Annotated in this window: 32 protein-coding genes and 1 pseudogene; 29 read left to right on the forward strand and 4 right to left on the reverse strand. The window is 45.2% G+C overall.

Going from position 1 to position 26,999, the window contains the following annotated elements:
- The 6 genes from DWW33_RS03815 (at position 1) to DWW33_RS03840 (ending at position 3,851) form a co-directional block, all read left to right on the forward strand.
- Entirely contained in the window at positions 1-483 is a 483-nt protein-coding gene (locus tag DWW33_RS03815; RefSeq protein ID WP_015542949.1) for a hypothetical protein, read from the forward strand.
- Positions 484-664: 181 nt separating this feature from the next.
- The gene (locus DWW33_RS03820; RefSeq protein ID WP_055158509.1) at positions 665-1,282 is read left to right on the forward strand and encodes a DUF6088 family protein; all 618 of its coding nucleotides are present in this window, start codon (positions 665-667) and stop codon (positions 1,280-1,282) included.
- Positions 1,279-2,277: a nucleotidyl transferase AbiEii/AbiGii toxin family protein gene (locus tag DWW33_RS03825; RefSeq protein WP_055158508.1), complete on the forward strand. Its 999-nt coding sequence runs from the start codon at positions 1,279-1,281 to the stop codon at positions 2,275-2,277. Before DWW33_RS03820 ends, DWW33_RS03825 begins: the two co-directional genes overlap by 4 nt.
- Before the next feature lie 83 nt (positions 2,278-2,360).
- Positions 2,361-2,678, forward strand: coding sequence for a hypothetical protein (locus tag DWW33_RS03830; protein ID WP_055158538.1), 318 nt, complete (start codon positions 2,361-2,363; stop codon positions 2,676-2,678).
- Positions 2,674-3,441: an FAD-dependent thymidylate synthase gene (locus DWW33_RS03835; protein ID WP_256385584.1), complete on the forward strand. Its 768-nt coding sequence runs from the start codon at positions 2,674-2,676 to the stop codon at positions 3,439-3,441. The genes DWW33_RS03830 and DWW33_RS03835 overlap by 5 nt, the downstream gene beginning before the upstream one ends.
- Positions 3,438-3,851, forward strand: coding sequence for a dUTP diphosphatase (locus DWW33_RS03840; RefSeq protein ID WP_055158506.1), 414 nt, complete (start codon positions 3,438-3,440; stop codon positions 3,849-3,851). Before DWW33_RS03835 ends, DWW33_RS03840 begins: the two co-directional genes overlap by 4 nt.
- 119 nt (positions 3,852-3,970) lie before the next feature.
- Here the strand turns inward: DWW33_RS03840 and DWW33_RS03845 are convergent, their stop codons facing one another.
- A complete protein-coding gene (locus tag DWW33_RS03845; RefSeq protein WP_005361112.1) occupies positions 3,971-4,285 on the reverse strand; it encodes a helix-turn-helix domain-containing protein in 315 nt (104 codons plus the stop codon).
- Positions 4,286-4,434: 149 nt separating this feature from the next.
- Between DWW33_RS03845 and DWW33_RS03850 the strand changes: the two genes are divergently transcribed.
- From DWW33_RS03850 to DWW33_RS03940, 18 genes and pseudogenes are all read left to right on the forward strand, one after another.
- Positions 4,435-4,944 (forward strand): SLOG family protein, encoded by a 510-nt coding sequence (locus DWW33_RS03850; protein ID WP_055158503.1) that lies wholly within the window; start codon positions 4,435-4,437, stop codon positions 4,942-4,944.
- 65 nt (positions 4,945-5,009) lie between these two features.
- On the forward strand, positions 5,010-5,135 hold the full coding sequence (locus DWW33_RS03855; protein ID WP_081017347.1) for a DUF3789 domain-containing protein: 126 nt from the start codon (positions 5,010-5,012) through the stop codon (positions 5,133-5,135).
- A 12-nt stretch (positions 5,136-5,147) separates the two neighbouring features.
- Positions 5,148-6,617: a DNA topoisomerase gene (locus tag DWW33_RS03860; RefSeq protein ID WP_330419801.1), complete on the forward strand. Its 1,470-nt coding sequence runs from the start codon at positions 5,148-5,150 to the stop codon at positions 6,615-6,617.
- Complete coding sequence (locus DWW33_RS03865) at positions 6,614-8,536, forward strand: recombinase family protein (RefSeq protein ID WP_117460717.1); 1,923 nt, start codon at positions 6,614-6,616, stop codon at positions 8,534-8,536. Before DWW33_RS03860 ends, DWW33_RS03865 begins: the two co-directional genes overlap by 4 nt.
- Positions 8,533-8,916, forward strand: coding sequence for a TnpV protein (locus DWW33_RS03870; protein ID WP_003864567.1), 384 nt, complete (start codon positions 8,533-8,535; stop codon positions 8,914-8,916). Before DWW33_RS03865 ends, DWW33_RS03870 begins: the two co-directional genes overlap by 4 nt.
- A gap of 109 nt (positions 8,917-9,025) precedes the next feature.
- Positions 9,026-9,274 carry a ferredoxin gene (locus tag DWW33_RS03875; RefSeq protein WP_117460718.1) on the forward strand — a complete coding sequence of 83 codons (249 nt, stop codon included), beginning with the start codon at positions 9,026-9,028 and terminating at the stop codon, positions 9,272-9,274.
- Positions 9,252-9,542 (forward strand): molecular chaperone, encoded by a 291-nt coding sequence (locus DWW33_RS03880; protein WP_117460719.1) that lies wholly within the window; start codon positions 9,252-9,254, stop codon positions 9,540-9,542. The genes DWW33_RS03875 and DWW33_RS03880 overlap by 23 nt, the downstream gene beginning before the upstream one ends.
- Positions 9,543-9,787: 245 nt before the next feature.
- Positions 9,788-10,435 carry a hypothetical protein gene (locus DWW33_RS03885; protein ID WP_117460720.1) on the forward strand — a complete coding sequence of 216 codons (648 nt, stop codon included), beginning with the start codon at positions 9,788-9,790 and terminating at the stop codon, positions 10,433-10,435.
- 390 nt (positions 10,436-10,825) lie between these two features.
- Positions 10,826-11,395 carry a DUF6560 family protein gene (locus DWW33_RS03890; protein WP_235837120.1) on the forward strand — a complete coding sequence of 190 codons (570 nt, stop codon included), beginning with the start codon at positions 10,826-10,828 and terminating at the stop codon, positions 11,393-11,395.
- 283 nt (positions 11,396-11,678) lie between these two features.
- Positions 11,679-12,428 carry a hypothetical protein gene (locus tag DWW33_RS03895; protein ID WP_019161659.1) on the forward strand — a complete coding sequence of 250 codons (750 nt, stop codon included), beginning with the start codon at positions 11,679-11,681 and terminating at the stop codon, positions 12,426-12,428.
- 84 nt (positions 12,429-12,512) lie between these two features.
- Positions 12,513-14,048, forward strand: a complete 1,536-nt coding sequence (locus tag DWW33_RS03900) for a serine/arginine repetitive matrix protein 2 (RefSeq protein ID WP_178105369.1) — start codon at positions 12,513-12,515, stop codon at positions 14,046-14,048.
- A gap of 62 nt (positions 14,049-14,110) precedes the next feature.
- Positions 14,111-14,749: a CHC2 zinc finger domain-containing protein gene (locus DWW33_RS03905; protein WP_008371567.1), complete on the forward strand. Its 639-nt coding sequence runs from the start codon at positions 14,111-14,113 to the stop codon at positions 14,747-14,749.
- Positions 14,661-16,037 carry a virulence-associated E family protein gene (locus tag DWW33_RS03910; protein ID WP_044930255.1) on the forward strand — a complete coding sequence of 459 codons (1,377 nt, stop codon included), beginning with the start codon at positions 14,661-14,663 and terminating at the stop codon, positions 16,035-16,037. The genes DWW33_RS03905 and DWW33_RS03910 overlap by 89 nt, the downstream gene beginning before the upstream one ends.
- A gap of 247 nt (positions 16,038-16,284) precedes the next feature.
- Positions 16,285-16,482, forward strand: coding sequence for a hypothetical protein (locus tag DWW33_RS03920; RefSeq protein WP_005335835.1), 198 nt, complete (start codon positions 16,285-16,287; stop codon positions 16,480-16,482).
- Between the two features lie 41 nt (positions 16,483-16,523).
- Positions 16,524-17,189: pseudogene (locus DWW33_RS03925) on the forward strand (DNA topoisomerase); the annotation flags it as partial.
- Positions 17,186-17,554 (forward strand): cysteine-rich VLP domain-containing protein, encoded by a 369-nt coding sequence (locus DWW33_RS03930; protein ID WP_002584962.1) that lies wholly within the window; start codon positions 17,186-17,188, stop codon positions 17,552-17,554. The pseudogene DWW33_RS03925 and the gene DWW33_RS03930, both read left to right, overlap by 4 nt.
- A gap of 125 nt (positions 17,555-17,679) precedes the next feature.
- Entirely contained in the window at positions 17,680-21,030 is a 3,351-nt protein-coding gene (locus DWW33_RS03935; RefSeq protein ID WP_117471272.1) for a YodL domain-containing protein, read from the forward strand.
- 4 nt (positions 21,031-21,034) lie between these two features.
- Entirely contained in the window at positions 21,035-21,244 is a 210-nt protein-coding gene (locus DWW33_RS03940; RefSeq protein ID WP_002584960.1) for a transposon-transfer assisting family protein, read from the forward strand.
- Positions 21,245-21,445: 201 nt separating this feature from the next.
- Here the strand turns inward: DWW33_RS03940 and DWW33_RS03945 are convergent, their stop codons facing one another.
- The 3 genes from DWW33_RS03945 to DWW33_RS03955 form a co-directional block, all read right to left on the reverse strand.
- Complete coding sequence (locus DWW33_RS03945; RefSeq protein ID WP_118638863.1) at positions 21,446-22,780, reverse strand: relaxase/mobilization nuclease domain-containing protein; 1,335 nt, start codon at positions 22,778-22,780, stop codon at positions 21,446-21,448.
- Positions 22,741-23,070 carry a plasmid mobilization protein gene (locus DWW33_RS03950; RefSeq protein WP_002584958.1) on the reverse strand — a complete coding sequence of 110 codons (330 nt, stop codon included), beginning with the start codon at positions 23,068-23,070 and terminating at the stop codon, positions 22,741-22,743. The genes DWW33_RS03945 and DWW33_RS03950 overlap by 40 nt, the downstream gene beginning before the upstream one ends.
- Before the next feature lie 201 nt (positions 23,071-23,271).
- A complete protein-coding gene (locus DWW33_RS03955) occupies positions 23,272-23,628 on the reverse strand; it encodes a helix-turn-helix transcriptional regulator (RefSeq protein ID WP_002584957.1) in 357 nt (118 codons plus the stop codon).
- Between the two features lie 398 nt (positions 23,629-24,026).
- Between DWW33_RS03955 and DWW33_RS03960 the strand changes: the two genes are divergently transcribed.
- From DWW33_RS03960 to DWW33_RS03985, 5 genes are all read left to right on the forward strand, one after another.
- Positions 24,027-24,212 (forward strand): cysteine-rich KTR domain-containing protein, encoded by a 186-nt coding sequence (locus tag DWW33_RS03960; RefSeq protein WP_003431289.1) that lies wholly within the window; start codon positions 24,027-24,029, stop codon positions 24,210-24,212.
- 16 nt (positions 24,213-24,228) lie between these two features.
- Positions 24,229-25,212: a 23S rRNA (adenine(2503)-C(2))-methyltransferase RlmN gene (gene rlmN, locus DWW33_RS03965; protein WP_002584956.1), complete on the forward strand. Its 984-nt coding sequence runs from the start codon at positions 24,229-24,231 to the stop codon at positions 25,210-25,212.
- A 473-nt stretch (positions 25,213-25,685) separates the two neighbouring features.
- Positions 25,686-26,123: a sigma-70 family RNA polymerase sigma factor gene (locus DWW33_RS03970; protein WP_002604474.1), complete on the forward strand. Its 438-nt coding sequence runs from the start codon at positions 25,686-25,688 to the stop codon at positions 26,121-26,123.
- Entirely contained in the window at positions 26,107-26,349 is a 243-nt protein-coding gene (locus DWW33_RS03975) for a helix-turn-helix domain-containing protein (RefSeq protein WP_002604473.1), read from the forward strand. Before DWW33_RS03970 ends, DWW33_RS03975 begins: the two co-directional genes overlap by 17 nt.
- Before the next feature lie 458 nt (positions 26,350-26,807).
- Entirely contained in the window at positions 26,808-26,981 is a 174-nt protein-coding gene (locus DWW33_RS03985) for a transposon-encoded TnpW family protein (protein WP_002604472.1), read from the forward strand.
- Positions 26,982-26,999: the final 18 nt, after the last annotated feature.

Genomic DNA, 26,999 nt, shown 5'->3' on the forward strand with positions numbered 1-26,999 from the left:
ATGGTAAATACCATGATTTCCATTCCCGGCTATGTCCATCTTTACCGCTCGCTTTTGCGGTTTTACGACATGCCGGAAAATGAAGTCCGGGAAATGCTCTATCTTCTGAATACGGCAAACCTGGACTGCTATGAGTATTATCACCCGGACCGCAGTGTGATCCAGAGCGGACCGGTCGCTTTTTGCGGATGGCTGGAAACGAAAGACTGCCGCCCTTACCGCACAGAGGTACAGCTTTACAAATCGCTGCTGTTTTTGAAGCGCAGCATTGACCGTGACCTGATCGTATCAGCTCAAAGGGAGGCTCTGCAAACCCTGCGCTGTATTATCTCCAATCTGGAATACCGCTTTTATAAAGCCTATGGCATGGAGATCGAGGACAAACGCACGGTCTATGGGGAATGTACCTACCGTCTGGTTCCCAGGGAGGATGAACCCAGCGTGTGCCTGATGCACGACTGGATCTACCTGCCAACTGCCTGATGTCACGAATAATATATAAAATATGTGACATATATGAAAACTGTACTGCCTTGCAAAATTTTTGATTTTTGATGTATAAATCAGATTTTTAATGGGAACACTCAAAATAAGAGGAATAGGACCTATTGCAATCATGTCACGAATAATATATAATATTCGTGACATGAAGGGAGGCGGTATTGTGGACAACGGATATACAAAACGAATACGAGAGCGTGTTCTTTCTCTTGAAGATGGAACTGTTTTTGTGATGTCTGATTTTGCGGATATTGCAGATACATCCACTATTCGTCAAAGTTTAAGCCGTTTAGTGCAATCAGGAACATTGCGCCGTATTTTGAAAGGAGTTTATGAAAAACCAAAATATAGCAAACTTCTGGATGAATATGTGGCGGCAGACCCGGAAGCGGTGGCGAACGCATTGGCACGAAGTTATCACTGGACGATTGCCCCATGTGGGAATACAGCATTGAACCTGTTAGGTCTTTCAACACAGGTAACAGCAGTATGGTCCTATATCAGCGATGGTCCATATAAGACCTACGAGTGGAACTCTACAAAGCTGGAATTTAAGCACCGGACCAATAAGGAGATTACCGGATTGTCCTATATGACAAGTTTGGTTATACAGGCATTAAAAACGCTTGGCAGATCGAATGTTACGCCAGAAGTCATACAGATGCTTTCCGAAAAACTGACAGACAAGGATAAACAGGCTTGTTTGAAGGAAGCAACCGAGTCTACGGATTGGGTTTACGATACGATACGGCAGATTTGTGGAGGTGAAAAGGTACAATGAGAAATATAGCAAGACTTTCAGATAACGACCGCAGGGAGCTGTTCAGAAATACAGCAGATAAAATGGGGCTGAATGATGCCATCGTGGAAAAAGACTTTTGGGTATGTTTTACGCTGGATTATTTATTTCACCGCTCACCATGGAAAGAGTCCATCACCTTTAAGGGAGGTACCAGCCTTTCAAAAGCCTTTCACCTGATCAGCCGGTTTTCAGAAGATATTGATTTGATTCTGGACTGGCGTGTATTGGGATATGGCAAAGATGAACCATGGGAGAAACGTTCCAATACAAAACAGGATGCTTTTAACAAAGAAGCCAATGTGCGTGCAGAGGTATTTCTGTCCGAAACATTCTGCCCGGCAGTCAAAGCCGGCTTATCCCAGGAAATCGGTTGTGAAGCAAATGTCTACATAGATGAAAAGGATAAACAGACGGTCATTTTCGCCTATCCGCACCTTTTTACGAATACGGCGACTTTACAGGTGATCCGTTTAGAGATTGGTGCGCTGGCAGCGTGGACTCCTGCAAAAACAGCGCTGATCGAACCATACGCGGCAAAATATTATCCGAAGATTTTTGAGCAAAAAGAAACCGCAATCCTTACCGTTGCCCCGGAACGGACCTTCTGGGAAAAAGCCACAATCCTGCACCATGAAGCGAACAGACCGGAACATTTGGAAATGCCGCAGCGGTATTCCAGACATTATTATGATCTCTACCGCATGGCTGCAACACCGGTCAAAGAAGCTGCTTTTTCCAGGCTGGATCTCCTGAAGAAAGTTGTAGATTTCAAAATGAAATTCTATCCCAGAGCATGGGCGAAGTACCCGGAGGCTGTGCCGGGCACATTAAAATTACTCCCGCCGGAATATCGGTTCGCAGCATTGGAAACGGACTATAACTCTATGCAGGATATGTTGTATGGGGATATTCCGACATTTGAGACAGTCATAGCAGCGGTCCAGGAACTGGAAAAAGAGATCAATACACTATAAACAATTACATATCCATTTATTTGCCGGCTATTCTAAGATGCTTTAGAATAGCCGGTTTCTTGTTTTCAAAGGAGGGATGCTATATTACGCAAAATGAAGTCAATGCCGTTTTTGACGAACAGGTGCGGCTCTGTGCTGATACCTTGAAACGGAAAACCAAAGAATACACCGGGGATGATCCGGACCGGCTGGGTGCATTTAAGGCAGCGGCAACTTTACAGCACACAACGCCCCAGCGTGCCCTTGCCGGTATGCTGGCAAAGCATATTGTTTCTCTATACGATATGTGCTTTGCCGAGGAAACAGTTTATCCGATGGACACATGGGACGAAAAGATCACAGACAGTCTTAACTATCTGTTCTTACTGAAAGCGATTGTAAAGGAGGGACATACCAATTAAACAGATTGAAGTAAAAATTTTGAACTGCCAGGCGGTAGCGGAAGCAGAAAAAAACATGGTCTTTGCGGCAAGACTTACCCAGCAGGGACATAAGATTGCCTCAATGGACGACCTGATGGAGCTCTACGAAAAATCATTCAGCGTTCAGACAGTAGCAGCTATGGGGGCGCTTCCCCATCCTACCATCCAGAAATTTACGGTGATCACGGTAGCCATTGTCGGCGCCAGCAGGCGTTTTCTGGCGCAGATCACCCGCCACCAGAACGAAGTAAAATTTATGAGTGCATCGCTGCAGTACAGCAACTATACGGGACAGGCGGATTTCGCTGTCCCGTATTCTATTATGACGGCTCCGGCTGTGGTACAGGAGCTGTACTTAAAAAGTTGTAATGAAAGCATGAAATGTTATGAAGCCCTGTGCACTGCCGGAAGCGGGCACGATGCGGCCGGCTATGCCACGCCCCAGGGATTACGGAATGTACTGCTCATCAGCGCCACCCCTTATCAGTGGAAACATATCATCGGCCAGCGGGTATGCCGAAGAAATACAGATGAAACAAGGATCGTGCTGTTAAAGGTCTGGAAAGAACTTTATGACCTAAGCCCTGCCTTGTTTGCCCCGTCACTGACCGGGCCTTTCTGTCAGTTGGATCGATGTCTGGAAGGGAAAATGACCTGCGGGCGAAAACTGCAGGCAGATATGACGCCAGAGGATATTTTAGAAAAAGACTATCCCGCTCTTTGGGAAGGAGGCTGCCGATGAAAATAAAACTAATCGATTTTGGCGTGCCGGAGCACCAGCGTCCTTACCGTCCTCATGGCAATGATGCCGGAGCAGATGTTTATCTGCCCTATGACTGCACCTTACAGCCCGGAGAAATCGCCAAAATTCCTCTTGGCTTTGGACTGGAAATACCGGATGGGTATGCGGGATATATCTTTCCCCGTACCAGTATGGCGGTAAAAGGTCTGGTCTGTGAACTGCCGCCTGTGGATTCCGGCTACCGAGGAGAGATCCATGCGATCATCAGCAATGTAAGCAATCAGGCGCAGTCTCTTTTTAAGGGAGCCCGTATCGGGCAGCTTGTGATCACGCCGACTGTCATTGCGGATTTTGTAACAGATCTGGGAACAGAGCGAGGAACCGGCAGCTTTGGCAGTACCGGCGAATAGAAAAAGGCTGTTTGGGGAACAGTTTTTGAATACTTATCGGTATAGGGAGCGGACATTTCGAGAACATTATAAAATATAATAAAGAAAGTCACGAAAAAAGCGGCCATTACCGTGACCGCCTACTTTCTGCTATTGAGTTCTTTCATAATACCAAGGATATATTGCATGGATTGAGGATCAAGCTGTCTTGCCTCTGCAATGAATTCCTTCAAGGTTTCCGGGTAAGTATTTCCTTCGTCAAAGAATTCCTGCGGAGTCACACCCAGATATTCGCAGATGTAGAAAAAAGACTGCATAGCGGGAAGTGACTTTTTATTCTCAATATTATTGATGTAGTTGTTTGCCTGACCTAACGATAAAGACATATCGCGTGCGGAAACTCCTTTCTGTGTCCGCAGCTTCGCTAATCGTTCCGGGACAAAATCTTCATACATCGCCTTCACCTCCCATTCTGTAATAGATTGTACCTTACACCCCTTTATTATCCGCAAAGAGAAAAAGGGTATTATCGTTGACTTGCTAAATAAAATCTATTACTATGTGAAAAGTGAAGAAATTTACCTATCAGATGGAGGGATGACCGATGAAAGGAAAGACTTGCTGTGTTACCGGACACAGGGATTTGCCGCAGAATGAGATCAACAAAATAAAAGCCGCTTTGGAACATGAGATCGATGCTGCCGTTACAGATGGATTTACCTGTTTTATGAGTGGCTTTGCAGATGGCGTGGATCAGTATTTTGCAGAGCTGGTGTTGGAAAGAAAGCAGACTAATCCGGCGCTGGAGCTGATCGCAGTGATCCCTTACCGCAAACGTCTGGACAGCCTGAATAAGAAAACAAGAACCCGTGAACTGCTGGAGGCTTGTGCGGATGTTGTTGTCATACAGGAAAAATATCTCCCAAGCGTCTACTCCCACAGAAACCGCTATATGGTGGAGCACTCCGACCGAGTGATCGCTGTATATGACGGACGGGAAACCGGCGGTACGGCAAAGACGATCCGCTTCACCCATCGGATGAAAAAGGAACTGCGGGAAATCCCGGTTGGAGAGATCGTCCTGCCGGATCACTTGAAACCAAAAACAAAATAGATACCTGTTGATGCGCTCACTTTGAAGTGGGCGTTTTTCTTTACCCATTTTTAGGAGGAATGCTTATGTGGAACCTGATTTCACATTTCCTTACCTTTGCCGGAGGAATGGCTTCCGGCGTTATGTTGATGTGTCTTATGCAAACCGGAAAACTTGCGGATAAAGAATTTGAAACTATGAAGGAGGAATAAAAATTGAAACTTGTGATTGCAGAAAAGCCCTCTGTTGCTATGTCACTGGCAGCAGTATTAGGCGCAACGGAAAGAAAAGACGGTTATCTCGAAGGTTCCGGCTATCTGGTGAGCTGGTGCGTGGGACATCTTTTGGAACTGGCACAGCCGGAGGCTTACAAAGAACAGTACGCCAAATGGCGGTATGAGGATCTTCCGATCCTACCGGAAAACTGGAAATATGAAGTGCCAAAGGATAAGAAAACGCAGCTTGCCCTTTTGTGCCGGTTGATGAAGGACAAACGGGTGGATTCCGTGGTATGCGCTACGGATGCCGGGCGTGAAGGAGAACTGATCTTCCGTCTGGTCTATGAATATGCCGGATGTAATAAGCCTATGGAACGCCTTTGGATTTCCAGTATGGAGGATGCGGCGATCCGTGAGGGTTTTGACCATCTCCGTCCCGGCAGTGATTACGATAAACTCTATGATGCGGCAGTATGCCGGGCAGGAGCCGACTGGCTGATCGGGATCAATGCCACCCGGCTTTTTTCTGTCCTGTATGGTGTCACACTAAATGTCGGCCGTGTTATGTCACCGACGCTGGCACTTTTGGTACAGCGTGAGTCGGATATTGAATCCTTCATCAGCAAGCCTTTTTATGTGCCGGAAATCACCTGCGGAGGTTTTACTGCTTCCGGCGAAAAAATGACGGAACGATCCGAGGCTGAAAAAATCCGTATGGACTGTGACCACAACTCCGCTTTTGTGCGTTCTGCGGAAAAGCAGGTAAAAACTATACAGCCTCCCCGCCTTTATGACCTTACAACTCTGCAAAGGGAATGTAACCGTATTTATGGCTATACGGCTCAACAGACCCTTGATTATGTGCAATCTCTCTATGAAAAGAAGCTGGCAACCTATCCGAGAACGGACAGCCAGTATTTGACGAAGGACATGCAGGCAACCGCCGCTTCCCTGATCCTATGGCTGCGTGACAATATGCCCTTTGGAAAAGGCTGCGCCGGAGAGCCGGACATTGACCGGGTAACAGACGACAGCAAAGTGACCGACCACCATGCCATCATCCCAACTGTGGAGATTGCACGGACAGACCTGTCGGAGCTTCCTTCCGGGGAGCGGGATGTGCTTACCCTGCTTGCCGTCAGACTGCTTTGTGCCACAACGCAGGTACACCGATTTGAAGCGGTCACCGCTATATTGGACTGCCAGGGATATACTTTTACGGCAAAAGGAAAGACTATTTTACAGTCCGGCTGGAAAGAGGTGGAACGGATTCACCGTATGAGTATCAGGCAGAGTGAAACGGAACACAAAGAAAATGAAGCTGTCGCTCTCCCTGTGCTGCAGGAAGGACAGACTTTTGAAGCTGTATCAGCAAGTCTCCGTGAAGGGAAAACTTCACCGCCGAAACACTATACGGATGTGATATTTTGTGAGCGTAAGGAGTGGATAGGAATTGAAGAAAGGAGTTCAGCATGAGAAGAAAAAAAGATAGAAGCAATGGCATTACTGCTTTGTATGAAAGACTGTCTCGTGATGACGATAATGCTGGAGAGAGTAACAGTATCATTCATCAAAAGCAAATGCTTGAAGATTATGCTATAAAACATGGTTTTACGAATCTTGTTCATTTTACCGATGATGGTTGGAGTGGAGCGACCTTTGACAGACCTTCATGGAACAGACTTGTTGAAGGTGTTAAAAACGGAGAAATCACTGCCTGTATCTGCAAAGATATGTCCAGAATCGGCAGAGACCATTTGCAAGTGGGTTTTTTCACTGACATTCTGTTTAGAGAAAAGGAAGTTCGATTTATAGCAATCAATAATGGTATTGACAGTGACCGTCAAGAAACCAGTGAGTTTGCCCCTTTTCTGAATATCATGAATGAGTGGTTTGTCAGGGACACAAGTAAGAAAATTAAAGCTGTACTGAAATCCAGAGGTTCTTCCGGCAACGCTCATACAAGTAATATCCCACCATACGGCTATTTGAAAGACCCCGAAAACCCCGACCATTGGATTATTGATGAAGAAGCTGCTGAAGTAGTCCGCAGAATTTATCGCATGACTATTGAGGGAAAAGGACCTTATCAGATAGCAAGAGAACTTTCAGAAGAAAAAATAGAAAGACCGTCTTATTATCTTGGAAAAAAGGGACTTGGAAATCATGCAAGCAACTATGACAAAGAAAATCCGTATATGTGGCGAGGAAATCAGGTTACTACTCTGATTGCCCGACCAGAGTATATCGGAAAGACTGTCAACTTCAGGACATTCAAAAATTCCTATAAGGACAAAAAGACGAAAAGGGCAGACAAGGAAGATTGGGTGGTTTTTGATGATACACAAGAGCCTATTGTCGATGAAGAAACATGGCTGCTTGCTCAAAAGTTAAGACAGAATGTAAGAAAAGCAGATCCTATGGGCGAGCCTAATGTTCTGACCGGAAAGATTTACTGTGCTGATTGTGGTGCGCCGATGTATAATCACAGGCAGCGGAAAGGGCGAGAAAGAATATACTATACTGCCAAAGGCGAAAAAAGGACAAGTTATTCCAATCCGGCAGATTGTTATGAATGTTCCACTTATAATCTTGCTTATCAGAAGTATGATCGTCACTGTACTTGCCACCATATTTCAACAAAAGCACTTAAAAGCATCATTCTGAAAACTATACAAGAGACTTGCCATTATGTTTCTTTGAATGAGCAGGAGTTTGTCTATTCTCTGCAAGAAGAATCGGCGATGAAAGATATTGCTGTTTCTGAAACTGTAAAAAACCGCATTGAAAGAAATCAGAAGCGAGTTCACGAACTGGATATGCTTATCAGGAAAATCTATGAAGATAATGTGATTGGAAGATTGCCGGACAGACTTTTTCAGAGTATGCTTACTGATTATGAAAATGAGCAGAACGAGCTGAACAAGATTATTGAGACTGACACCGCTGATATGCAACGGATTATAGGCGGTCAAAATAATGTGGAGCGTTTTCTGAAGCTGGTCAAAAAGTATGAGAACATTACAGAACTTACTCCTGCCATGATAAATGAATTTATCGACAAAATACTGGTTCACGAGCCACAAGGAAAAGGTGCAGACCGCACCACAGAGGTGGAGATATATCTTAACTATGTCGGGCAATTTCAAGTACCTGTGGAGCAGCATGAACCAACAGAGGAAGAAAGGATTGCTGCTGAAAAAGAGGCGGAACGACTTCGCAGAAAACGAGAATCCAATCGTAAGTATATGAAAAAGATTCGTGAGAAATCAAAAGAATTTGCGGAGCATGAGCGTATAGCAGAAGAAAAAAGCTCTGATAGCAATGTGTGTGTTGAACAGAACGCCACAAGCAAATCAAATCGGCAAAAAGTGAAAGGAGAAAAAATAGCATGACAGAATTGAAACCACGAATCCATGATGAATGTAACGGTCTGGACTATGTTCTTGTGGGCGATTACTATGTGCCGGACTTGAAGCTACCGGAGGAACATCGCCCTATCGGTATGTGGGGCAGACTGCACAGGACATATTTGGAGCAGTACCGCCCTGCAAGGTTATCTGCCCTCTGTTTATCCGGCGAACTGCATACTTACCTTGCTGACCTGAACGAACAGGCAGCAGAAAGGTGCAGCCTTATCATTGAGCAGATGAAACAAGCCGAGGGTGTGACCGAAACCATGAAAGCAGACAATCAGATGTTGTGGGTACAGTCCATGAACTCTATCCGTAACCGAGCCGAAGAAATCATCAGACAGGAAATGATTTACTGCTGATTTTATCAAGTCCAAAACCAACAAATTTATATCGTCAACGAAACGACAGGTATTTCCTTATGAAGTGTCTGTCGCTTTTCATTTATCAAACTTTAAGGAGGAAAACACAATGAAGATGAACCGGAATGAAATGGAAGCCCTTTATGCCTTTGGCTGTCCGAACCTGAAAGCAACTGTCAAGCGTTTGCGTATGGTAGCTGCCCTTGCACCCGATCCAGTGGCGAAGAAGCTGTTTTATATGCTTTCCGTCAAGCTGAGTGCTGAGGGTGTTGAAAGGTGGTATTGCTGCTTTTACTGCAAGCTGCGTGTGTTGAAAAACCATAGGGAGGGCTGCTATGGAGAGACTGACGAAGATTGAGAAAGAAACAATCGTTCTCTTTAATGAGGGCGAGGACAAGGCAAATATCTACACCCACAACGCCGGATTGAAAAAGAGGTTGGCTGCTTTTGCTAAGAAGTACCCTGACCTTTGCAGACTGGAAAAATCCAATGTTCAAGGCGGTGTTTCTTATGAGCTGGCAAAGTCCCGTCTGTCTATCCGCTTCCTGCCGCCTTACAGTGAGGAACGCAGACAGAAAGCCAGCGAATATGCGAAAAAGTATGGGCTGAACAGTCAGCAGGGATAGTGTGATAATCAGGGCTGATATGCGGTTAAAATGTCAGGTGCAGACCTGATGTTTTGACCGTTGCCTATCGCCTGTGAGGAAAGTATCGGGGACTATGAAATTTGCAGAAATGTGCGTTACGGGTAGCAAGATAAAAAGCTGTGAAAATTTAATGCCACTTCGGAATTATTAACACTTATTTGTAGATTTAAGGTATGGAGATATGTTAGAATAGCAATAAATAATGACGAAAGGGTAATTTTTATATGATGAAACTTAGTGAAAAAACCAAAAATTTCATACTATATGGTGTTGAAAATAAAATAGAGAGGAAAGAGATTTATAAATTTGATGGAGCAATACTTTTTCTCTGTTTTTTAGCAATGTTTATAGCAGATTCAACTCCGTCGCCCTCTTTTTACAGAATTTTTTTAATACTATTCTATGTTGTTTTCGTAATTGCTACATTTTCAAAATCAGATGTGACTGGCGAAAAAACTTTTTGGATTCATGGCATTCAAGGTTTAGGAATGGGCATTTTGTTCGGTTGGTTTGGAACTATTCTCATATTTTCAACATTAGAAAAGGAAGATTATAGTTCTTATATGGCTATTTTATTGATTGTATATATAATAAGTGCGATAGCATATACATGTTTAGTTATGTTTCTCATAAAAAAGGATATATATAATTCAGATTCTAATAAAAAAGTTATGGGAGGTTGGAGTTTCGTTTGTTTTGGAATGCTCGGAATATCCGTCGCTAAAATAATGAGTTCTAAAATACCATATATATCCATGATTAGGATAGCAGGTTTGGGATTTTATGTTCTTTCGTTACTATGTTTAATGAGTATATTTTTTTTCGTGAAGTACTTTTTGATAAAAAAATATAAGCTAAAACCGAATGAATAAATAATCTTTATATTCCACATAAATGATAATCAGCTGCATAGTTGGTCGTTTTTGTTTATCCATTTACAGACTATTTGTAATCTGCCACAACTGAATATGACCATTAAGGTCAGATGAAGAAACCGATGTATTGAGCGTAAAGCGATCATGCGTCGGTTTTTCTTATTTCATGAGCTGACAGAATTCCGACTGTATATCACCCGTGAGGAAAGTATCGAGGACTATGGGTTTTGAGGAAATGTGCGTTACAAGGCTTGAACAGGAACTCTGCACACAAATTTTTCTTCCATTCGTTAAGTTGATGAAGTATAATGAAATATGAAAAATTGAGGTTTTTAATGCTCGATTTCAAACAATCATTTTTATATATCTGGAACTATGGAGGGCAAAATGAATGATTTTTTACGAATGTGTTTTAATATAATTACACAAATAGGTCCCTATTTAGTTGTACTTCTTCTTTTGAAATATCTTGTAAATCTTCAACAAAAGAGAGCTAAAGAACGAGAGGAAGAACAGAAAAAGGGAATAATTAGGACGCATTATATAATAAAAACCGAAAAAGTACTTACTATGTTTTTTGTATTGGCGGTGTTTCTTTTTGGGGGAGCTACGGTAGCCAGTGCTATTCAACAAGATGATTTATTGCCACCAATTGGTTTTAGTATTTTCTTTATTGTTTCTTTAATCGGCTCATTGAACATGATTATGTGGAAATTGGAAGTGAACGGAGATGAAATCACATGGCGTTCAACTTTTGGAAGAAAGAGAACTTTTCGCTTTGAAGATATTACATATTGCGAGATGAAGGGAAATTCTATTCGTGTATATGTCAATGGCAAAAAATTATTCACTATTGACAGCGGTGTTGATGATAGTGAATTTATGGAGGATATAGAGAGAAGAAGAATCCCTGTAAAATCTTACTGGGCAAATCAGCATAAGAAAAATCGTAAATGACATAGATTTTATAACAGTACGATGTTAAACAACTGAATATGACCGTCAAGGTCAGATGAAGAAACCGATGTATTGAGCGTAAAGCGATCATGCGTCGGTTTTTCTTACATGAGCTGACAGAATTCCGACTGTATATCACCCGTGAGGAAAGTATCGGTGACTATGGATTTTGCATAAATGCGCGTTACGGGTAAGTAAAAAACTACTTGATAGAGTGTGAATTGAATTGTTCATGTCGGTATGATATAATTTACTGAAATGAAGCAAGAAGGTGGACTTTTGTATGAAAAAATTTTTGAAAATATTGCTAATCATTATAGGAATAGTTTTTTTAATTTTTGCAGCGCTGATATGTATTGGACTGTTTGTTGATTATGATGACCATATTGAAAATGGTCGTTATACTTATGTTCCGGAAGAAGAAAACAAAGGAAATGAGTATATTGAGTTTAAGTTGACAGATAATGGCAAAGACGATTCTAAACTTACATATTATAACTCTATCGAAGAAGCTATTTTGAATTCCCCCTTAAAAGCAGAACATGAAAATTTATCAGCTCCAGAAGATTTTCTTAATCATGTTGATGAAATATTGCATATATGGAATGGCAAACAGTATGATACGGTTTTCTATCGGGCAGGAAGTGATAACGATCCCGTTCAAGGTTTTGTGATTGTACGCTGCAAAAAAAAGATAGAAAATGAAAGTACACAATATGCGTTTGTAAATGCTACACCAGCTACCACTACACCAGATACCACTTATGGGGGAGACTTCAAAAAATTTATCCATTTATCTTTAACAATAAGTGATATTCAACAAGACTTAAATCCAAATTATCCGGATACCAGATTCGTTTTTGGCTATGCACATGATAAAGAAATTTACTCATTAGAAGTAGAAGGTCAAAAGCCAGATGGGATTATAGAATATGAAGAATATGGTAGAACGATGTATATGTGGTATTATAACGATTTGAAAAGCAATAAAAGAGGCGATTGTCTGAGCTACTCAGTAGATGTGCCAGAGTAATTTTTCAAATTGGCTAATCTGCCACAACTGAATATGACCGTCAAGGTCAGATGAAGAAACCGATGTATTGAGCGTAAAGCGATCATGCGTCGGTTTTTCTTTTTGCAAAATAGTCCGGTGGACTGTTTTGTAAAACCGAAGGAACTGACAGAGCTTGGGACGGGGCGAAGTCAGTTTGTTCGGGCGGGAGTACGGAGGGTGCAACCCTTTGTGCATGGGTACAGGGAATGCAATATCCCTGTGCAGGTCAAGGGCGGCAGCCTTGCCCAGTTAAGTGGCGTTTCGCCACTTAATACTGGGTATTACTTGACGCAGAAAGCCGCAAGGAATCAGCTTCGCTGCCCTTCTCCCCTGTCGGGGAAATCAAAAAGAAAAGGAGGAACTCATGTGAAATTAACAAGACACAATGGACGAGCCGGAAAGAATGGCGTTTATAACCCGAAGCACAATGACCGCAGTTTTGACATTGCCAACAGCGAACACATTGACGAAGAACGAGCCAAACAAAATCTCTATTGGGACTGTTACAATGGCTTTCGCAATTTCAAAAATCCCGAAAAGGAAAATGAGCTGTCTGCCACTTTTGAAGATGTGGAACAGCTTTTTTATCGTCAGCGGTATCATGATTTTGTAACAGGACAGAATGAAAGAAATGTGAAGAACCGACACCCTGAAAGAAATAAGGAAACTGGAGATTTACTCAAAAGCAAAAAGACCTGTCCAGAGGAAACGGTCTATCAGATTGGAACGCTTGACAATCATGTTCCGCCGGAATTGCTCATTGAGATCGTCACAGAATTTATGGAAATCGCAAATGAGCGTTTCGGCTCTCATGTCCATATCCTGAATTGGGCGCTGCACTTGGATGAAAGCACCCCTCATATTCACGAGCGTCATGTGTTCGACTGTGAAAATCAATATGGAGAGATTGCCCCACAACAGGAAAAGGCTTTGGAAGCATTGGGGTTTGAACTGCCGGAACCGGAGAAGCCAGTCGGAAGAAAAAACAACCGCAAGATGACTTTCGATTCAGCTTGCCGAGTGCTGCTGTTTGATGTGGCGAAAAAGCATGGCTTACAACTGGAAGAAGAACCGGAATATGGTGGTCGTGCATATCTGGAAAAACAGGACTATATTCTTTTCAAGCAAAAGGAGCAACTGGCAGCACAGGAGCAAAAGTTGGAAGAACTCACGATGAAGATTGAAGATGTGGAAGCTTTGGTGGACGAGGTTGCCGATATTGCCTATGACAAGGCGGTTGAGGTCGTTGCTGATACTGTAAAACTGGAAACGCACAAGGAGGATATTAAGCTGGTGGAGCAGTCTAAGGCGTGGGTTCTCTCCCCTGAGCGTAAGGCTTCAAAGAAAGAAGTTGAGTATGCAGTGAAACGATTGGATGGCGTGATTGGCAGAATCACAAATGCTATGAAATCAACTATTCAGAAAATCCAAACTACGCTGATGAAACCGGAGGTCAAAAAAGCCGGAACGGAGCAAATCAAGAAGAAAGCCAAAAGTTCCATTATAGAGCAGTTGAGCCGCAAGAAGAAGGAAATGGCAGAGCGTGAAGTCAGCCGGACAATTCCGGCGAAAAGCAAAAAACAGGATATGGAACTTTAAGGCACTTGCTATTTTCGTTTTGAAAATGACAGGTGCTTTTTTCGTTTCTGGAAAGGAGTCACATGAATGTATTTGAAGTTGTAAAAGAAAATGTTACTGCCCGACAAGCCGCAGAAGCCTATGGCTTGAAAGTGGGTCGCACTGGTATGGCGTGCTGTCCGTTTCACTCGGATAAGTCCCCCAGTATGAAGCTGGATGAACGCTATTACTGTTTTGGCTGCGGAGCAACTGGAGACGCTGTTGATCTGACAGCGAAGCTATTCGGTATCGGGCTGAGGGAAGCTGCTGTCAAACTTGCTGAAGATTTTGGTCTTAACTATGACAGCCGACAAAAGCCCAGTATTCGCCCTCGTATTCGTGAGCCGACACCGGAACAGAAGTATCAAAAAGAAGAAAATCATTGCTACAAGGTGCTGACGGATTATTTTCATCTTCTTAGAGAATGGGAAAAGAAATACGCTCCTAAACAGCCGGATGAGGAATGGAATCCCCTGTTTGCAGAAGCACTGTATAAGAAGAACTATATCGAATATCTACTTGATATTCTTCTGTATGGTTCATTGGAGGAACGAAAAGCACTTGTGGCAGAACAGAGAAAGGAGGTGTTAAAACTTGAACAGCGAATTGCAGAACTGTCAGCAGACAGAACCATGCACAGTAGAAGAAATCCGAAACAGCTTAGAGCAGAGCGAGAAAGGTAAGGTTTATAATACTGCCGCAAATTATAAGCGTGTTCTGCAATATGACCCACTTTTGAAAGGGGCTATCCGAAAAAATCTTCTGACCGAAAGAATCGACATTGTGAAGCCCCTCGGTTGGTATCGTGACAGCCCGACATTGACGGATGTGGATGTGAAATATCTGCTCCTATATTTTGAAGAAAACTATGGATTGACCGTAGAGAAGAAAATCATAGACGCAGTTGCGGTTATTGCCAATGAAAATCGTTACCACCCTGTCTGTGATTTTCTCAATGCCTTGCAATGGGACGGAACAGAGCGCATACGCTTCTGTCTGCACCGCTTTCTCGGTTCTGATACAGATGATTACACCTATGAAGCATTGAAGTTGTTTCTGCTGGGTGCTATCTCACGAGCTTTTAAGCCGGGGTGCAAATTTGAGGTTATGCTCTGTCTTGTGGGCGGTCAGGGAGCCGGAAAGTCCTCTTTCTTCCGTTTGCTTGCGGTCAATGATGACTGGTTCTCTGATGACTTGAAAAAGCTGGATGATGAAAATGTGTACCGCAAAATGCAGGGGCATTGGATTATTGAAATGTCGGAAATGATTGCAACCGCCAACGCTAAGAGCATTGAAGAAATCAAGTCCTTTCTGAGCCGCCAAAAGGAAACCTATAAGATACCCTATGAAACACATCCGGCAGACAGAAAAAGACAATGTGTGTTTGGAGGTTCTTCTAATACCCTTGACTTTCTTCCCCTTGACCGAACAGGCAACCGCCGCTTCGTTCCGGTTATGGTCTATCCTGAAAGGGCTGAGGTTCATATTTTGGCAGATGAACAGGCTTCCAGAGAGTATATCAATCAGATGTGGGCAGAAGCTATGGAGATTTACAGAAGTGGCAATTTCCGTCTGAGATTCAGTCCGGCTATGAACGCTTATCTGAAAGCCCACCAAAAGGACTTTATGCCGGAGGACACAAAGGCAGGACAGATTTTAGACTATTTGGAACGCTATTCCGGCAGCATAGTCTGCTCTAAGCAGCTTTACAAGGAAGCACTGGGGCATGATTATGACGAACCGAAACAATGGGAGCTGCGAGAGATCAACGACATTATGAATAACGCTGTCACAGGCTGGAGGGCGTTCAGCAATCCGAGGTATTTTCCAGAGCCTTACCGCCGACAAAAGGGCTGGGAGCGTATCAGGAATGACAACGAGCCTGACAACAGCATGGATGGTTTTCAAGAAATCCCGACAGAGGAAATGGAACAGTTAGGACTTCCGGAAGAATGGTTGAAGCAAAAATAAAAGCCCGTTGTCGCTTCGGTTGTCGAGCCGGTTGTCGGTCTGGTTGTCGGGCAAAAATCCCGAAAGCCTTGATATTGCGGCACTTTTCCCTCTCTGACAACCATGACAACCAATATTATAAAGAAAAAGGAAATAGTAAAAAGATAGTATCGCCCGATAAAGAAAAAAGGTTTTCTGATGTCCGTTGTCGGAACTTCGTTGTCAGACCTTTCCTTGTCGGGCTTTTTCATTCAAGGAGGAATATCGTATGACAAATATTGTGAACAGTACACTACCCACCCCAAATAACCATTCGGAGAAAAACAAACCGGATGGAGTTTTTGTGATTAAGCAAGGCAAAACAAATTATAAAGTCAAAGTGTTTTTTGACCATAGTAGCGGTTTGACTGCGGAGGACAGGTTGAAACGCATTATTCAGGCAGAAGCAGAGAGAGAATCTGCGTAAGTAATATGAAAAATATCCACGCACCCCCTTGACAAAAGCTTTCAGAAGATACGTTACTTTCGGCTATGGAGAGTGCGGGAAAGGAGGACACGCCGGAGGACGCGGAGCGCAAAGGGTTAGGCACCACCGCGACGCGGGCGGGTATCATTGAAAAACTCATTAGCGCGGGCTTTGCCGAGCGCAAGGGCAAAAAGCTAATCCCCACAAAGGACGGGTATAACCTTGTCGCTATTCTGCCCGACAGCCTTACGTCCCCGCAGCTTACGGCAGAATGGGAAACGCGCCTTACCGGGATTGCAAAGGGCAGCGACAGCCCCGCCGACTTCATGCGCGGGATTGAGGAAATGACAGCGGGGCTTGTCAAGACCTATTCCGCGATTTCCGAGGATAAAGCGAAGCTGTTTACCCCGCAGCGGGAAGCAATCGGCACTTGCCCCCGTTGCGGCGCGGCGGTTTACGAGGGCAAGAAAAACTTTTACTGCTCCGACAGGGCTTGCAGCTTTGTGATGTGGAAGAATGACCGCTTTTTTGAGCAGCGCAAAAAGGCTTTCACAAAGGCGATTGCCGCCGCCCTTTTGAAAGACGGAAAGGTAAAAATCAAAGGTATGTACTCGACCAAGACGGGAAAGACCTTTGACGGAGTTGTGCTGCTTGCCGACACAGGCGGCAAGTATGTAAACTTCCGCGTCGAGCAGAACCGAAAATGATAAGGCTTGATGAAAAGCAATACCGCGCCGTAAAGAAAATGACCCGCGCCGCTTGTGCAAACAACGATTGCGGGAATTGTCTGCTGCTGGACGACGGGGAAACTTGCGTTTGTGTGCAGAGTATCAGCTATTCGCTGCTATGCCGCTATTTCCGCGAAGCGGTATTACCCGCCGACAGGCAGCTTTGCGAACAGATCACCCGCAGCGGGGAAACCGATTTGAAGCGTTGCGCGGTATGCGGCAGCACGTTTGCGGCGGGCAGCAACCGGGCGAAATACTGCCCCGATTGCGCGGCAAAGATACGCCGCAGACAGAAAGCCCAAAGCGAGAGAAACAGGCGTTTACGGATAAAAACAACTACATAGCAAGCACAGCAAACGAGTACCCGTTTGCGAGAAATGCCCGCGCTTCCCATAGAGAGCGCGGGCATTTTGCTTGTTGGGATAGTCCCAAACCCTTATATGACCGAGAAAGGACGTGATGAAAGAATATGCCGTATTCCTCATACGACCATGACAAATTAGAAGCCGCCGAAACCATGCGGATAGAACGCCGGATATATTTTGAAGCAAAGGACAGGGAGATTGCCCCTTATGCTTCCTTGCCGATTGCGCAGCTACTTTCCATGCGCAGCGAAAGCGCGGCGGCAGAACAGGCGATTTTTGACGACCTTAAAGAACGCGCCGCCGCATGGGAAGAACAGGCGGGAAGAACGCTTTTGCTGGATAAAACACTTGAATATGTGAGAACGCCGCACGTCCAGCACACCGCTAACGAGTGGCAGACCACCGAGCATAACCGCCATATTCGCAGCAACCGGGTATATCAGATGAATTACCACATTTACGAAAACACCCGTTACGACAGGGAGAAGCAGCAAAGCGTCCCTTACTCCTATTCTCTCACATGGGGCGTTTATACCAACAGCCCGAACAGGAACGGGCAAGCGAAGATTGCCGGACAAGATAGAAAGGTTTTCACCGACAAGGCAGCTATGGAAAAGTATCTGAATGGGCGTATCAAAGCGTATGACCGCTTGTTTACGGAAATCTCCCCGCCTATCCCGCAGGAGTACGCCGACTATTTCAAAGTAAACGGTATGCTCATGCCGGACTACACCATAGAGGGCGAAGAACCCCCGCAGCAGCAACAGGCGGCAGCTATCCCCGAAAATACCGGGCAGGAAAAGGAGCGTGAACACATGAGCGAACAGTTTTCTATTATGATAGGCAACCGCAGCCGCTTTGACGCGGGCGACCCCGGCGGCTATTGGTTGGATATGCCCGCCACAAAGGAGCAGTTGCACGAAGCTATGCGGAACGTCGGCATTACCGCCGACAACCCGCAGGATTTTTCCATTCGCGGCTATTCCGACGACCCGGAGAAACATATTGCCTTGCCTTATGAAATGGTATGCGCCGCCGACGTGGACGAACTCAATTTTCTTGCGGCGCGGCTCGAACAGCTTGACCCCGCCGAGGTTGGCAAGCTGAACGCAGCTTTGCAGCAGAAAAACGGGCTTGCAAATATTGGACAGGTAATTGACTTCACCTACAACGTGGATTTTTACGTCCATATCCCCGAAGTACATAACTACCACGATTTGGGCGACTATTACTTAAATCAATCCGGCATGGTACAAATGCCCGAAGAATGGAAAGGCGGCATTGACCTTTCTACTTTTGGCAGGAACGCTGCCGCGCAGGAAAAAGGCGCGTTTACCGAGTACGGCTATATCGTGGAAAGCGGCGACGAGTGGGAACGGCAGTTTGAGGGGCGCGAAGTGCCGGAAGAATACCGCATTATGAGTTACCCGCAGCCGGAGCGCGGCGAACAGGACAAAGCCTATATGGACGCAGCCGAAACGCAGCAAGCAGACGCACAGGCCGCAGAGCCGCAGCAGCCCCGCCCCGTCGTCCCCATTATCCTTACTTCCGAAAAGCCCGCCGAAAAGGTAAAGGAGATCACCGCGCGTTTGGAACAGGGCGTACAGGCGATTTTTGACAGCGACCGCTACAAAGAGTTTCTAACCGCTATGTCAAAGTTCCATGATTATAGTTTGAATAACACTATCCTAATTGCTATGCAGGGCGGCAATTTGGTAATGGGCTTCCGTCAATGGGAAAAGGAGTTTGACCGCCATGTAAAGAAAGGCGAGAAAGGCATTAAAATCTTTGCCCCCGCGCCCTACAAGGTGAAAAAGCTGGTTGATAAAATCGACCCCGAAACGAGAAAGCCCATGCTTGACCGCGAGGGAAAAGTGGTAAAGGAAGAAAAGGAAATCACCGTCCCCGCCTTTAAGGTTATAACCGTCTTTGATATTTCGCAGACCGAGGGCAAGGAGTTTCCCGACCTTTCCGTTAAACCGCTGCTTGCCGATGTGGAGCAGTACGAGGATTTTTTCGCCGCCCTTGAAAAAGCGTCCCCCGTCCCGATTGCATTTGAGCAGATCACAAACGGCGCAAATGGGTATTTCAGTTTGACCGACAAGCGTATTGCAATCAAAGAGGGCGTGAGTGAATTACAGGCGGTAAAGACCGCCATTCACGAAATCGCCCATGCGAAGCTGCACGACGTAGACTTAAACGCCCCGCCGGAGCAGCAAAACCGCGTTGACCGCCATACCTGCGAGGTAGAAGCGGAAAGCGTCGCTTATACGGTTTGCCAGCATTTCGGCCTTGATACTTCCGATTACTCTTTCGGCTATGTGGCTGGTTGGAGCAGCGGCAAGGAAATGACCGAGTTAAAAGCGTCCCTTGAAACAATACAGACCACCGCAAAGGAACTCATTACCGAGATTGAGGGGCATTTTACCGAGTTGCAGCAGCAGCGGCAAGCCGAGCAGGAGCAGGGCGATACCTTTTCCATTTATCAGTTAAAGCGCGGGGACGAAACAAGGGACTTGCGCTTTGAGCCTTATGACCGTCTGCAAGCGGCTGGACTTACCATTGACCGGGTAAATTATGAACTCGTCTATACTGCACCGCTTACAAAGGATATGACGCTGGGCGACATTTGGGAAAGGTTTAATATCGACCACCCCGCCGACTTTAAGGGGCATAGCCTTTCCGTTTCCGACATTGTTGTGCTTCATCAGAACGACGAGGACACCGCCCACTATGTAGACAGTATCGGTTTTCAGCAAGTGCCGGAGTTTTTGCAGGAGCAGCAGACCCCCGTATTTGACAAGCTGCCGCCCGAACAGCAGCAAGCCTTGTCCGACACCGTACAAGACACTTTGCAAATGCTGGTTGACGCAGACAAGCGGATTTATGGCGACGTTACGGGCAAGACCCTTGAAGCAATCGCGGCGCAAGGATATTCCTACAAGGACGGGCAGCTTGAAAAGCAGCAGCCGGAAGCGACCCCCGACAGCCTTTTGACGGGTGAAACCGTTAGAACGCCGAGGGGCAATTTTCATATTACCGATATGAGCCGTGAACAGATCGAAGCGGCGGGCTTTGGTTTTCATCATGCGTCGGAGGACGGGAAGTATCTCATTATGGGAAATGGCACACAGGCTTATGCCATAGCCGCCGAGCAGCCGCAGCGGGATAATCCCTTAAAGCACGTCGAGGACACCATAGAGCAGAACGACAACAATTTTGACGGGCTTATCAATAATACGCCGCAAACGCCCACCGTCGCGGATTTTGAGCAGCGGGCAAAGGCGGGGGAAGCGATTTCCGTTACCGACCTTGCAAAAGCGGTAAAAGCCGAGAAACGGGAACAGCCGCAGAAAAAACCGTCCATTTTGAAGAAGCTGGACGAATACAAGAAACAGGCGGCGCAGCAGCCGAAAGATAAACAGAAAGAGCATAAAAAGGATTTGGAGGTTTGATAGCATGAATACCCGCTTTACCATTGAGGAAGAAAACATTGTTGCGATCTACGCCGAGGACAGCCGGGAAACAACGCTTGAAAATATCCTTGCCGCCATGCCCTACATGGACGAGGATATGCGCCAGCTTGCCGCCGCAGCGGTGAACAAGCTGCAAGCCATGACGGACAGCGAGTTTTCCGAAAGGGAGTTTATCTTGACCGACGAGGAATAGCCCATAGAGAACAGGGGCGCGGTTGCCGATTTCCGGCACCGCGCCCCTGTTCTTTTTTTGTCCTTGCGTGGACAATTAGAAAGCCGTTTTTGCGGGTTTGAATATACTTTATCGTCTATGTCGTTTTCATGCGCTGGAAGCCGCAGAAACACAGGCGTTTTCAGCCCTTAACATTCCACTTGCCACCCCATGTTTTGCGCCTTATCGCTCCTGCTCCCGCGCCCTGCTTTGGGACGGGTAAAGAATACTATCGACGTTCTTTTTGACAACGCCGTATTCCTGCATTTGCTTCTTGGCTTGCCGATAATCTTCATACAATTTGGTTTTCCTGTCGTTTAAGCTTCTATACTCCTTGCGCAGCGCGGCGAGATCGGGCAGCTTCTTTATCTGCATTTCCTTTAATGCCCTTGCCGCAGCTTCAAACAGGATAATTTCGCTTTCATGTCCCTGCAGATACTTTTCCTTGTCCGGCGATTTTCGGTATTCATCGTAAATCGGTTTTAACTGTCGGTATGTGGTGGTGTGCTTGATAAGCAGCGACAAATCAGACATACGCTGTTCCACTTCCTTAACCGCCTTTGCCGCCGCGTCATGGGCGGTCATAATATCCGCGATTTTGCTTTCAAGTTCGCTGTAATACTCAATCTTATTTTCGGTTAGGAAGTTCATGCTTTTAGCAGCCTGTTTCAGATTATGGATTTTCGCCCACCGTTCATAGCCCGCCGACTGTTGGGCTTTGATACTGTTTTCAAGATCAACGACAAGCCGGATTTTTTTATCTTCCCGCAGCGTTTTTGTTTTGGCAACATACACGCCCTTGATACGCTCCTTTATCGCTTCTTCCGTATAGGCCGCGCCGAGCGTCTTTGTGCGGGTAAACCGTTCCTGTCCGGCGGCGCGGAAAGAAATGTATTTGCCCTGTTTGATTTCATATCCCATTTCCTGCAAGCGGCGCAGCAGTTCGTCAAAATCTTTCACTCGGGGAATGAGGTTATCTATCGCCGTTTTCAGCTTGGCTTTATAGCTTGTACCTTGCTTTTCGGCGGTATATTCCGCATAGCTTTTCCCTCTGTCCTGTCCCGGCACGACGACGGATAGCCCATGCTCTTTACATATCCTGTCGCTGGTGCGCCGGATATGGTAATAGCTTTGTTTGTTGGAATGGTACTTTTTGTAGTCAACGAAGCTGACCGAGTTAAAAATCAAGTGATTATGCAGATGGTCTTTATCGACGTGAGTTGTCAAAACAAACTCATACTTGCCGCCTAATACCGCCCCGGCAAGTTCCATGCCGATTTTGTGCGCTTCTTCCGGTGTGGTTTCTCCCACCGCAAAGGATTGTATCAAGTGCCGCCCTAAATGTGTGCCGCGATCTCCGGCAGCTTCCCGCGTCCATGCAAACTCAATATCGGCGGTTTCCAGCCCGCAGCCGAAAGAGGACGCAAGCAGCTTCCCGTCTGTCTTTTCGGGATTTAAGATATAGTCTATCGCAGCCTTTAAGGTTGATTTAATAGGGTGCGTCTTTGTAACCGCCATATCTCGTCCACCGCCTTTTTAATGTCCTCTATATCCTGCCTGTAAACCGTCCCCGTCGCATTGGCGCGTTTTGCAATTTGGTTGATGTTCCGGCTCACCGCTTGCAGTTCCCGGATATATGCTTTTGTGTCGCTTCGGTCAACGACAAGAATATACCCGTCTATCGCCATTTTACGGAAGTATGCCCCATACTGCTTTATGGGAAGCTGCTTCATCTTCTCGTCGATCAGCCGCTTTTCTTCTTCCGTAACGTAAAACTTCATCTGTATATTTCTCTTTCGGTTTTCCATTTCCGCACCGCCTTTCGGTATAAGGGTTTGGGATTATCCCAACAAGCATTTTCCGCAAACGGGTACTCGTTTGCTGTGCTTGCTATCTACTCCATACCCCCACCGAAAGGCGGTATTTGTTGCGCGTTCCTTTGATTTTGGACGCAAAAAAAGATTGCAGCCGCCATGCGCTGCAATCTCCCGATTTCTCATATTGTGAGGTTAATCCTCTGCTTTTTCGACTTCCGTTATCTCCCTTGCTGTTGCGGTTACAATCCGTATGCCTTTATCGCTCATACCGTCCAGCAGCGCGTCAAGCTGCCGCCGCCCGGTGGATTTCTCCGCATTGCTGTTCGGGAAGAAAAATTGATCTACCGAAATATGATACCGGGTTACAAGGTCATAGAATACCTGTAAACTCGGCTGTTGTCCCTTGTTCTCGATATTCGCAAGGTAGCGCGGGGAAATATATAACTCGTCGCTTACCTTTTTGCGGCTCTCGCCGTATTCATTTCTCGCGGCTTTTATAGCTGCCCCGAAAGCCTTAAAGTCGTACAATGGTACGGGTCTTTTTGCCATTTTCATTCACCCTGTTACATTTTACAGTTCACCTTTCTTTTTGGATATGTCCACACAATTCATATCATTAGGTTAAATACTTCCTGTTGTGTATTGACAGTAGACTGATTTTCTGATAAAATAAAATTTATGTAAAAGGAGGCGGCGTTTATGTTGCATAGCATGCGTATTAGATAAGCATTGAAAAAAAGGATTTTCCCATTTTCAACATGGGCTTTTTTGTCATGCTTATTTTGCGGATGCTATACAAAAAACTAACGACGTATAGATATAGTATAGACATAGTGCAAGCTATGCCTTAGTTTTGTTGTACTGCTCTGTGCATTATAAATGCAGGTCAATGCTCATGTTGAGGATTGACCTGCATTTTTTTGTGTAAAAAGGACGAGTGAAATATAATGCTTAAAAAATATTGGATAAAATGTCCGATTTGTAACGGAAAGACGAGAGTTCAAGTATTTCATAATACTGTATTAAAAGATTTTCCTCTTTTCTGCCCTAAATGCAAATTGACGCATATCATTGATGTAGAAAAATTAGAGATTGTAATCAAAAATACAGAAAAACAAACTTTTATTATTTAGAAGAAAGGATATAAAAATGAAACGTTTACCTAAATATACGCCTGCGGAAGTACGGAATGATCCATACGGATTTACTTACAAAGAAATGTCGGAAGTTATTGGCGAGAATGAAGCAAAAGCCTTATATGAAGAATTATATAAGCAATTACCACGCAAAAAAAATCTATCAATGTTGGTAAAAAATATTTGCAAAAGCAGTGATACTGAAAAGTATGTTTACGAACTGAAAGACAACAAATACATTGAAACGGTTTTTATCAAGCGGCGAGATGGTGGAACTGTTTGCGTGAGCACACAAGTCGGTTGTCCTGTTGGTTGTATTTTTTGTGAGTCCGGGCGAAATGGCTTTGTTCGTAATCTAACATCGTCAGAAATCGTACAACAGATTATATTGTTGCGTCGAAAAGTAAACCGTATCGTTTTTATGGGTATGGGAGAGCCTTTATTCAATTATGACAACTTGATAAAAGCAATCCATATTCTCCGAGATAGATATGGGCTCAACTTTCCAACCGACGGCATTACCATATCAACAGTTGGTCCGGTCGATCAATTAAAAAAATTGCGCGAGGAACATCTTAAAATTCAGTTGACAATATCTTTACACGCAGCAACACAATCTGCAAGAAATCGTATTATTCCTCACATGCGCATATATGCTATTGAAGATGTTGTTAAGCAAGCCTTATCCTATTCTGAAAGGCATAATCGCAAAATTGTCTTTGCGTATTTGCTTTTACCGGGTATAAATGACCGGCCCTCAGATGTAAGACAACTTGCAAAATGGTTTCGGGGCAAAAAAGTTATGATTAACGTGTTACAATACAACCCAACAAGCAATTCAAGAATTAAAGCACCACAGAAACGGGAAATAGTTGCATTCAAACATCAATTAGAGCAAGCAGGACTTGAAGTTACTATGAGAGTTTCTCATGGCAGAGAGATTAACGCGGCTTGTGGACAGTTAGCTAACACATATAATAAATTCAAAAAAAAATGATTAAAAGTGCCAGACGCATAGACGCAGAGCCGATAACGCATTAGGTCAAAAAACCTATGTGTTATCGGCTTTTTTATTTAATATTGCGCAAAAGCCGCTGTTCCCTATTATAGAATGGATTGCGGGTAGTGTATTAAAGTCGCCCTTTTTTAAGGATACGGCGGTATCGGGGAGGTATCGCCGTGTCCATTTTTATTTACTGTAACCCGCCTAATGCTTTGCGGTCAAAAAAAGCTATGCTCCGCAAGCGGGATATTCCGGCTATGAATGTGAACTGTCAATACATTTAGCTACTGCTTACATTTCCTTTGCGCCCGTCCGCGTCTTGCGGACGGGCGCATTTTGCTTTTTTCAACTTTTTTCTGAAAAGCGCACTCAAGAGCCATCTCCCGAACGGGTACGGAGCGAAAGGGGCAGAGAGGACAAGCCCTTAACTCCCGTCCTCTACTCCACGCGGGAAGGAGGTGAACTCTATGGAGCTATCTTCTTCCGACAAGGAAAGAATACAACATCAGTACGACGCATTAGCAAAGAAAACTTTGGTCGGCGAAGCGAAAAGCCACCGCCGCACTCTTGCGAAACGCGCAGCACGCGAAGTTACTTTTTCGGATTTGAGCGAAAGCGAACTCGCGCAGCTTTTCACAACGGACGAATACGAAAGCGATTATTTCCGTTTTCAAGTGTCCGGCTTTGATGTACTCGTCAAAAATGAACTGCTTGCCGAAGCCCTTAACGCTTTGCCCGAAAGGAAACGCGACATTATCCTTTTGTCCTACTTCTTGGATATGAGCGACGCGGAAATTGGCGAACTGCTGAATGTTGTACGCACGACGGTTTTCCGGCACAGGAAATCCGCGCTTGCGAAAATCAAACAGTATTTGGAGGGAAAAGCAGATGATGAATACCGTTAGGAAGTCTGAAAATCTGTTGCCGTTCCCTGTCATTTCCGCAGCGGCAAACGGCGACACAACCGCCATGTGCGCGATCTTGAAGCACTACGAGGGTTACATAGCGAAACTTTGTACCCGCACGCTGAAAGACGACGCGGGCAATACCTATTCCTATGTGGACGAGGAAATGCGTAACAGGCTGCAAGTGCGCCTTATTACCCGCACCCTTGCTTTTCATGTAGGATAATCTTTTAGCCCATGCGGGGAGCGTGTCCCCTTTCCACGCTTCCCGTTATGGGCTATTTGTCGTTCCGCAAAAGCATATCCGCTGTTGATGTGCTTTTGCAGGCCGACAAAGCCTATTGTTCTTTGACAAAGAAAGCGGCCTTTGGTGCGCAGCATAACAGGCAAACGGGTACATTCCGTCTGTACCGAGCCAGTCGGCGGGTACGCCATGACAGCTTTTCCCCATAGGGGAAAAGCCGAGCGAGAACTACCGCGCCGTAAAACAGGTTTAGCAGCTTGTGGGCGACGACATACAAGGCGGCACAATGATACTCCCGCGTTGAACACCCTCAAAGTATTGCGCGGCGCACCCATAAGCATGGGCCGGGGTGAAACTCCCGTGAGGTTGCAGCTAACAACCGCCCGTTTTTGCCTTTTGACGAATATAGTTTATCCATACAGGAAAAGGAGGTTTTTCTAATGGATAAAAAACAGACAATTACAACCGAACGCAAAATAGGGAAAATCACCTATCTTGTTCAAGCGTTGCCGAGTGAAAAGGCAACCGATACAATCCATAAAAAGATTGAGAAACTCATTGTAAAGGATTTGCAGAAAAAGCCCGGAAATCCGGGATTTTTAGCGTCCGAGTAGTGCATTAGGCGGCGGGAT

The sequence above is a fragment of the Roseburia sp. AF15-21 genome (assembly GCF_003479505.1).
Taxonomy (GTDB): Bacteria; Bacillota; Clostridia; order Lachnospirales; family Lachnospiraceae; genus Roseburia_C; species Roseburia_C amylophila.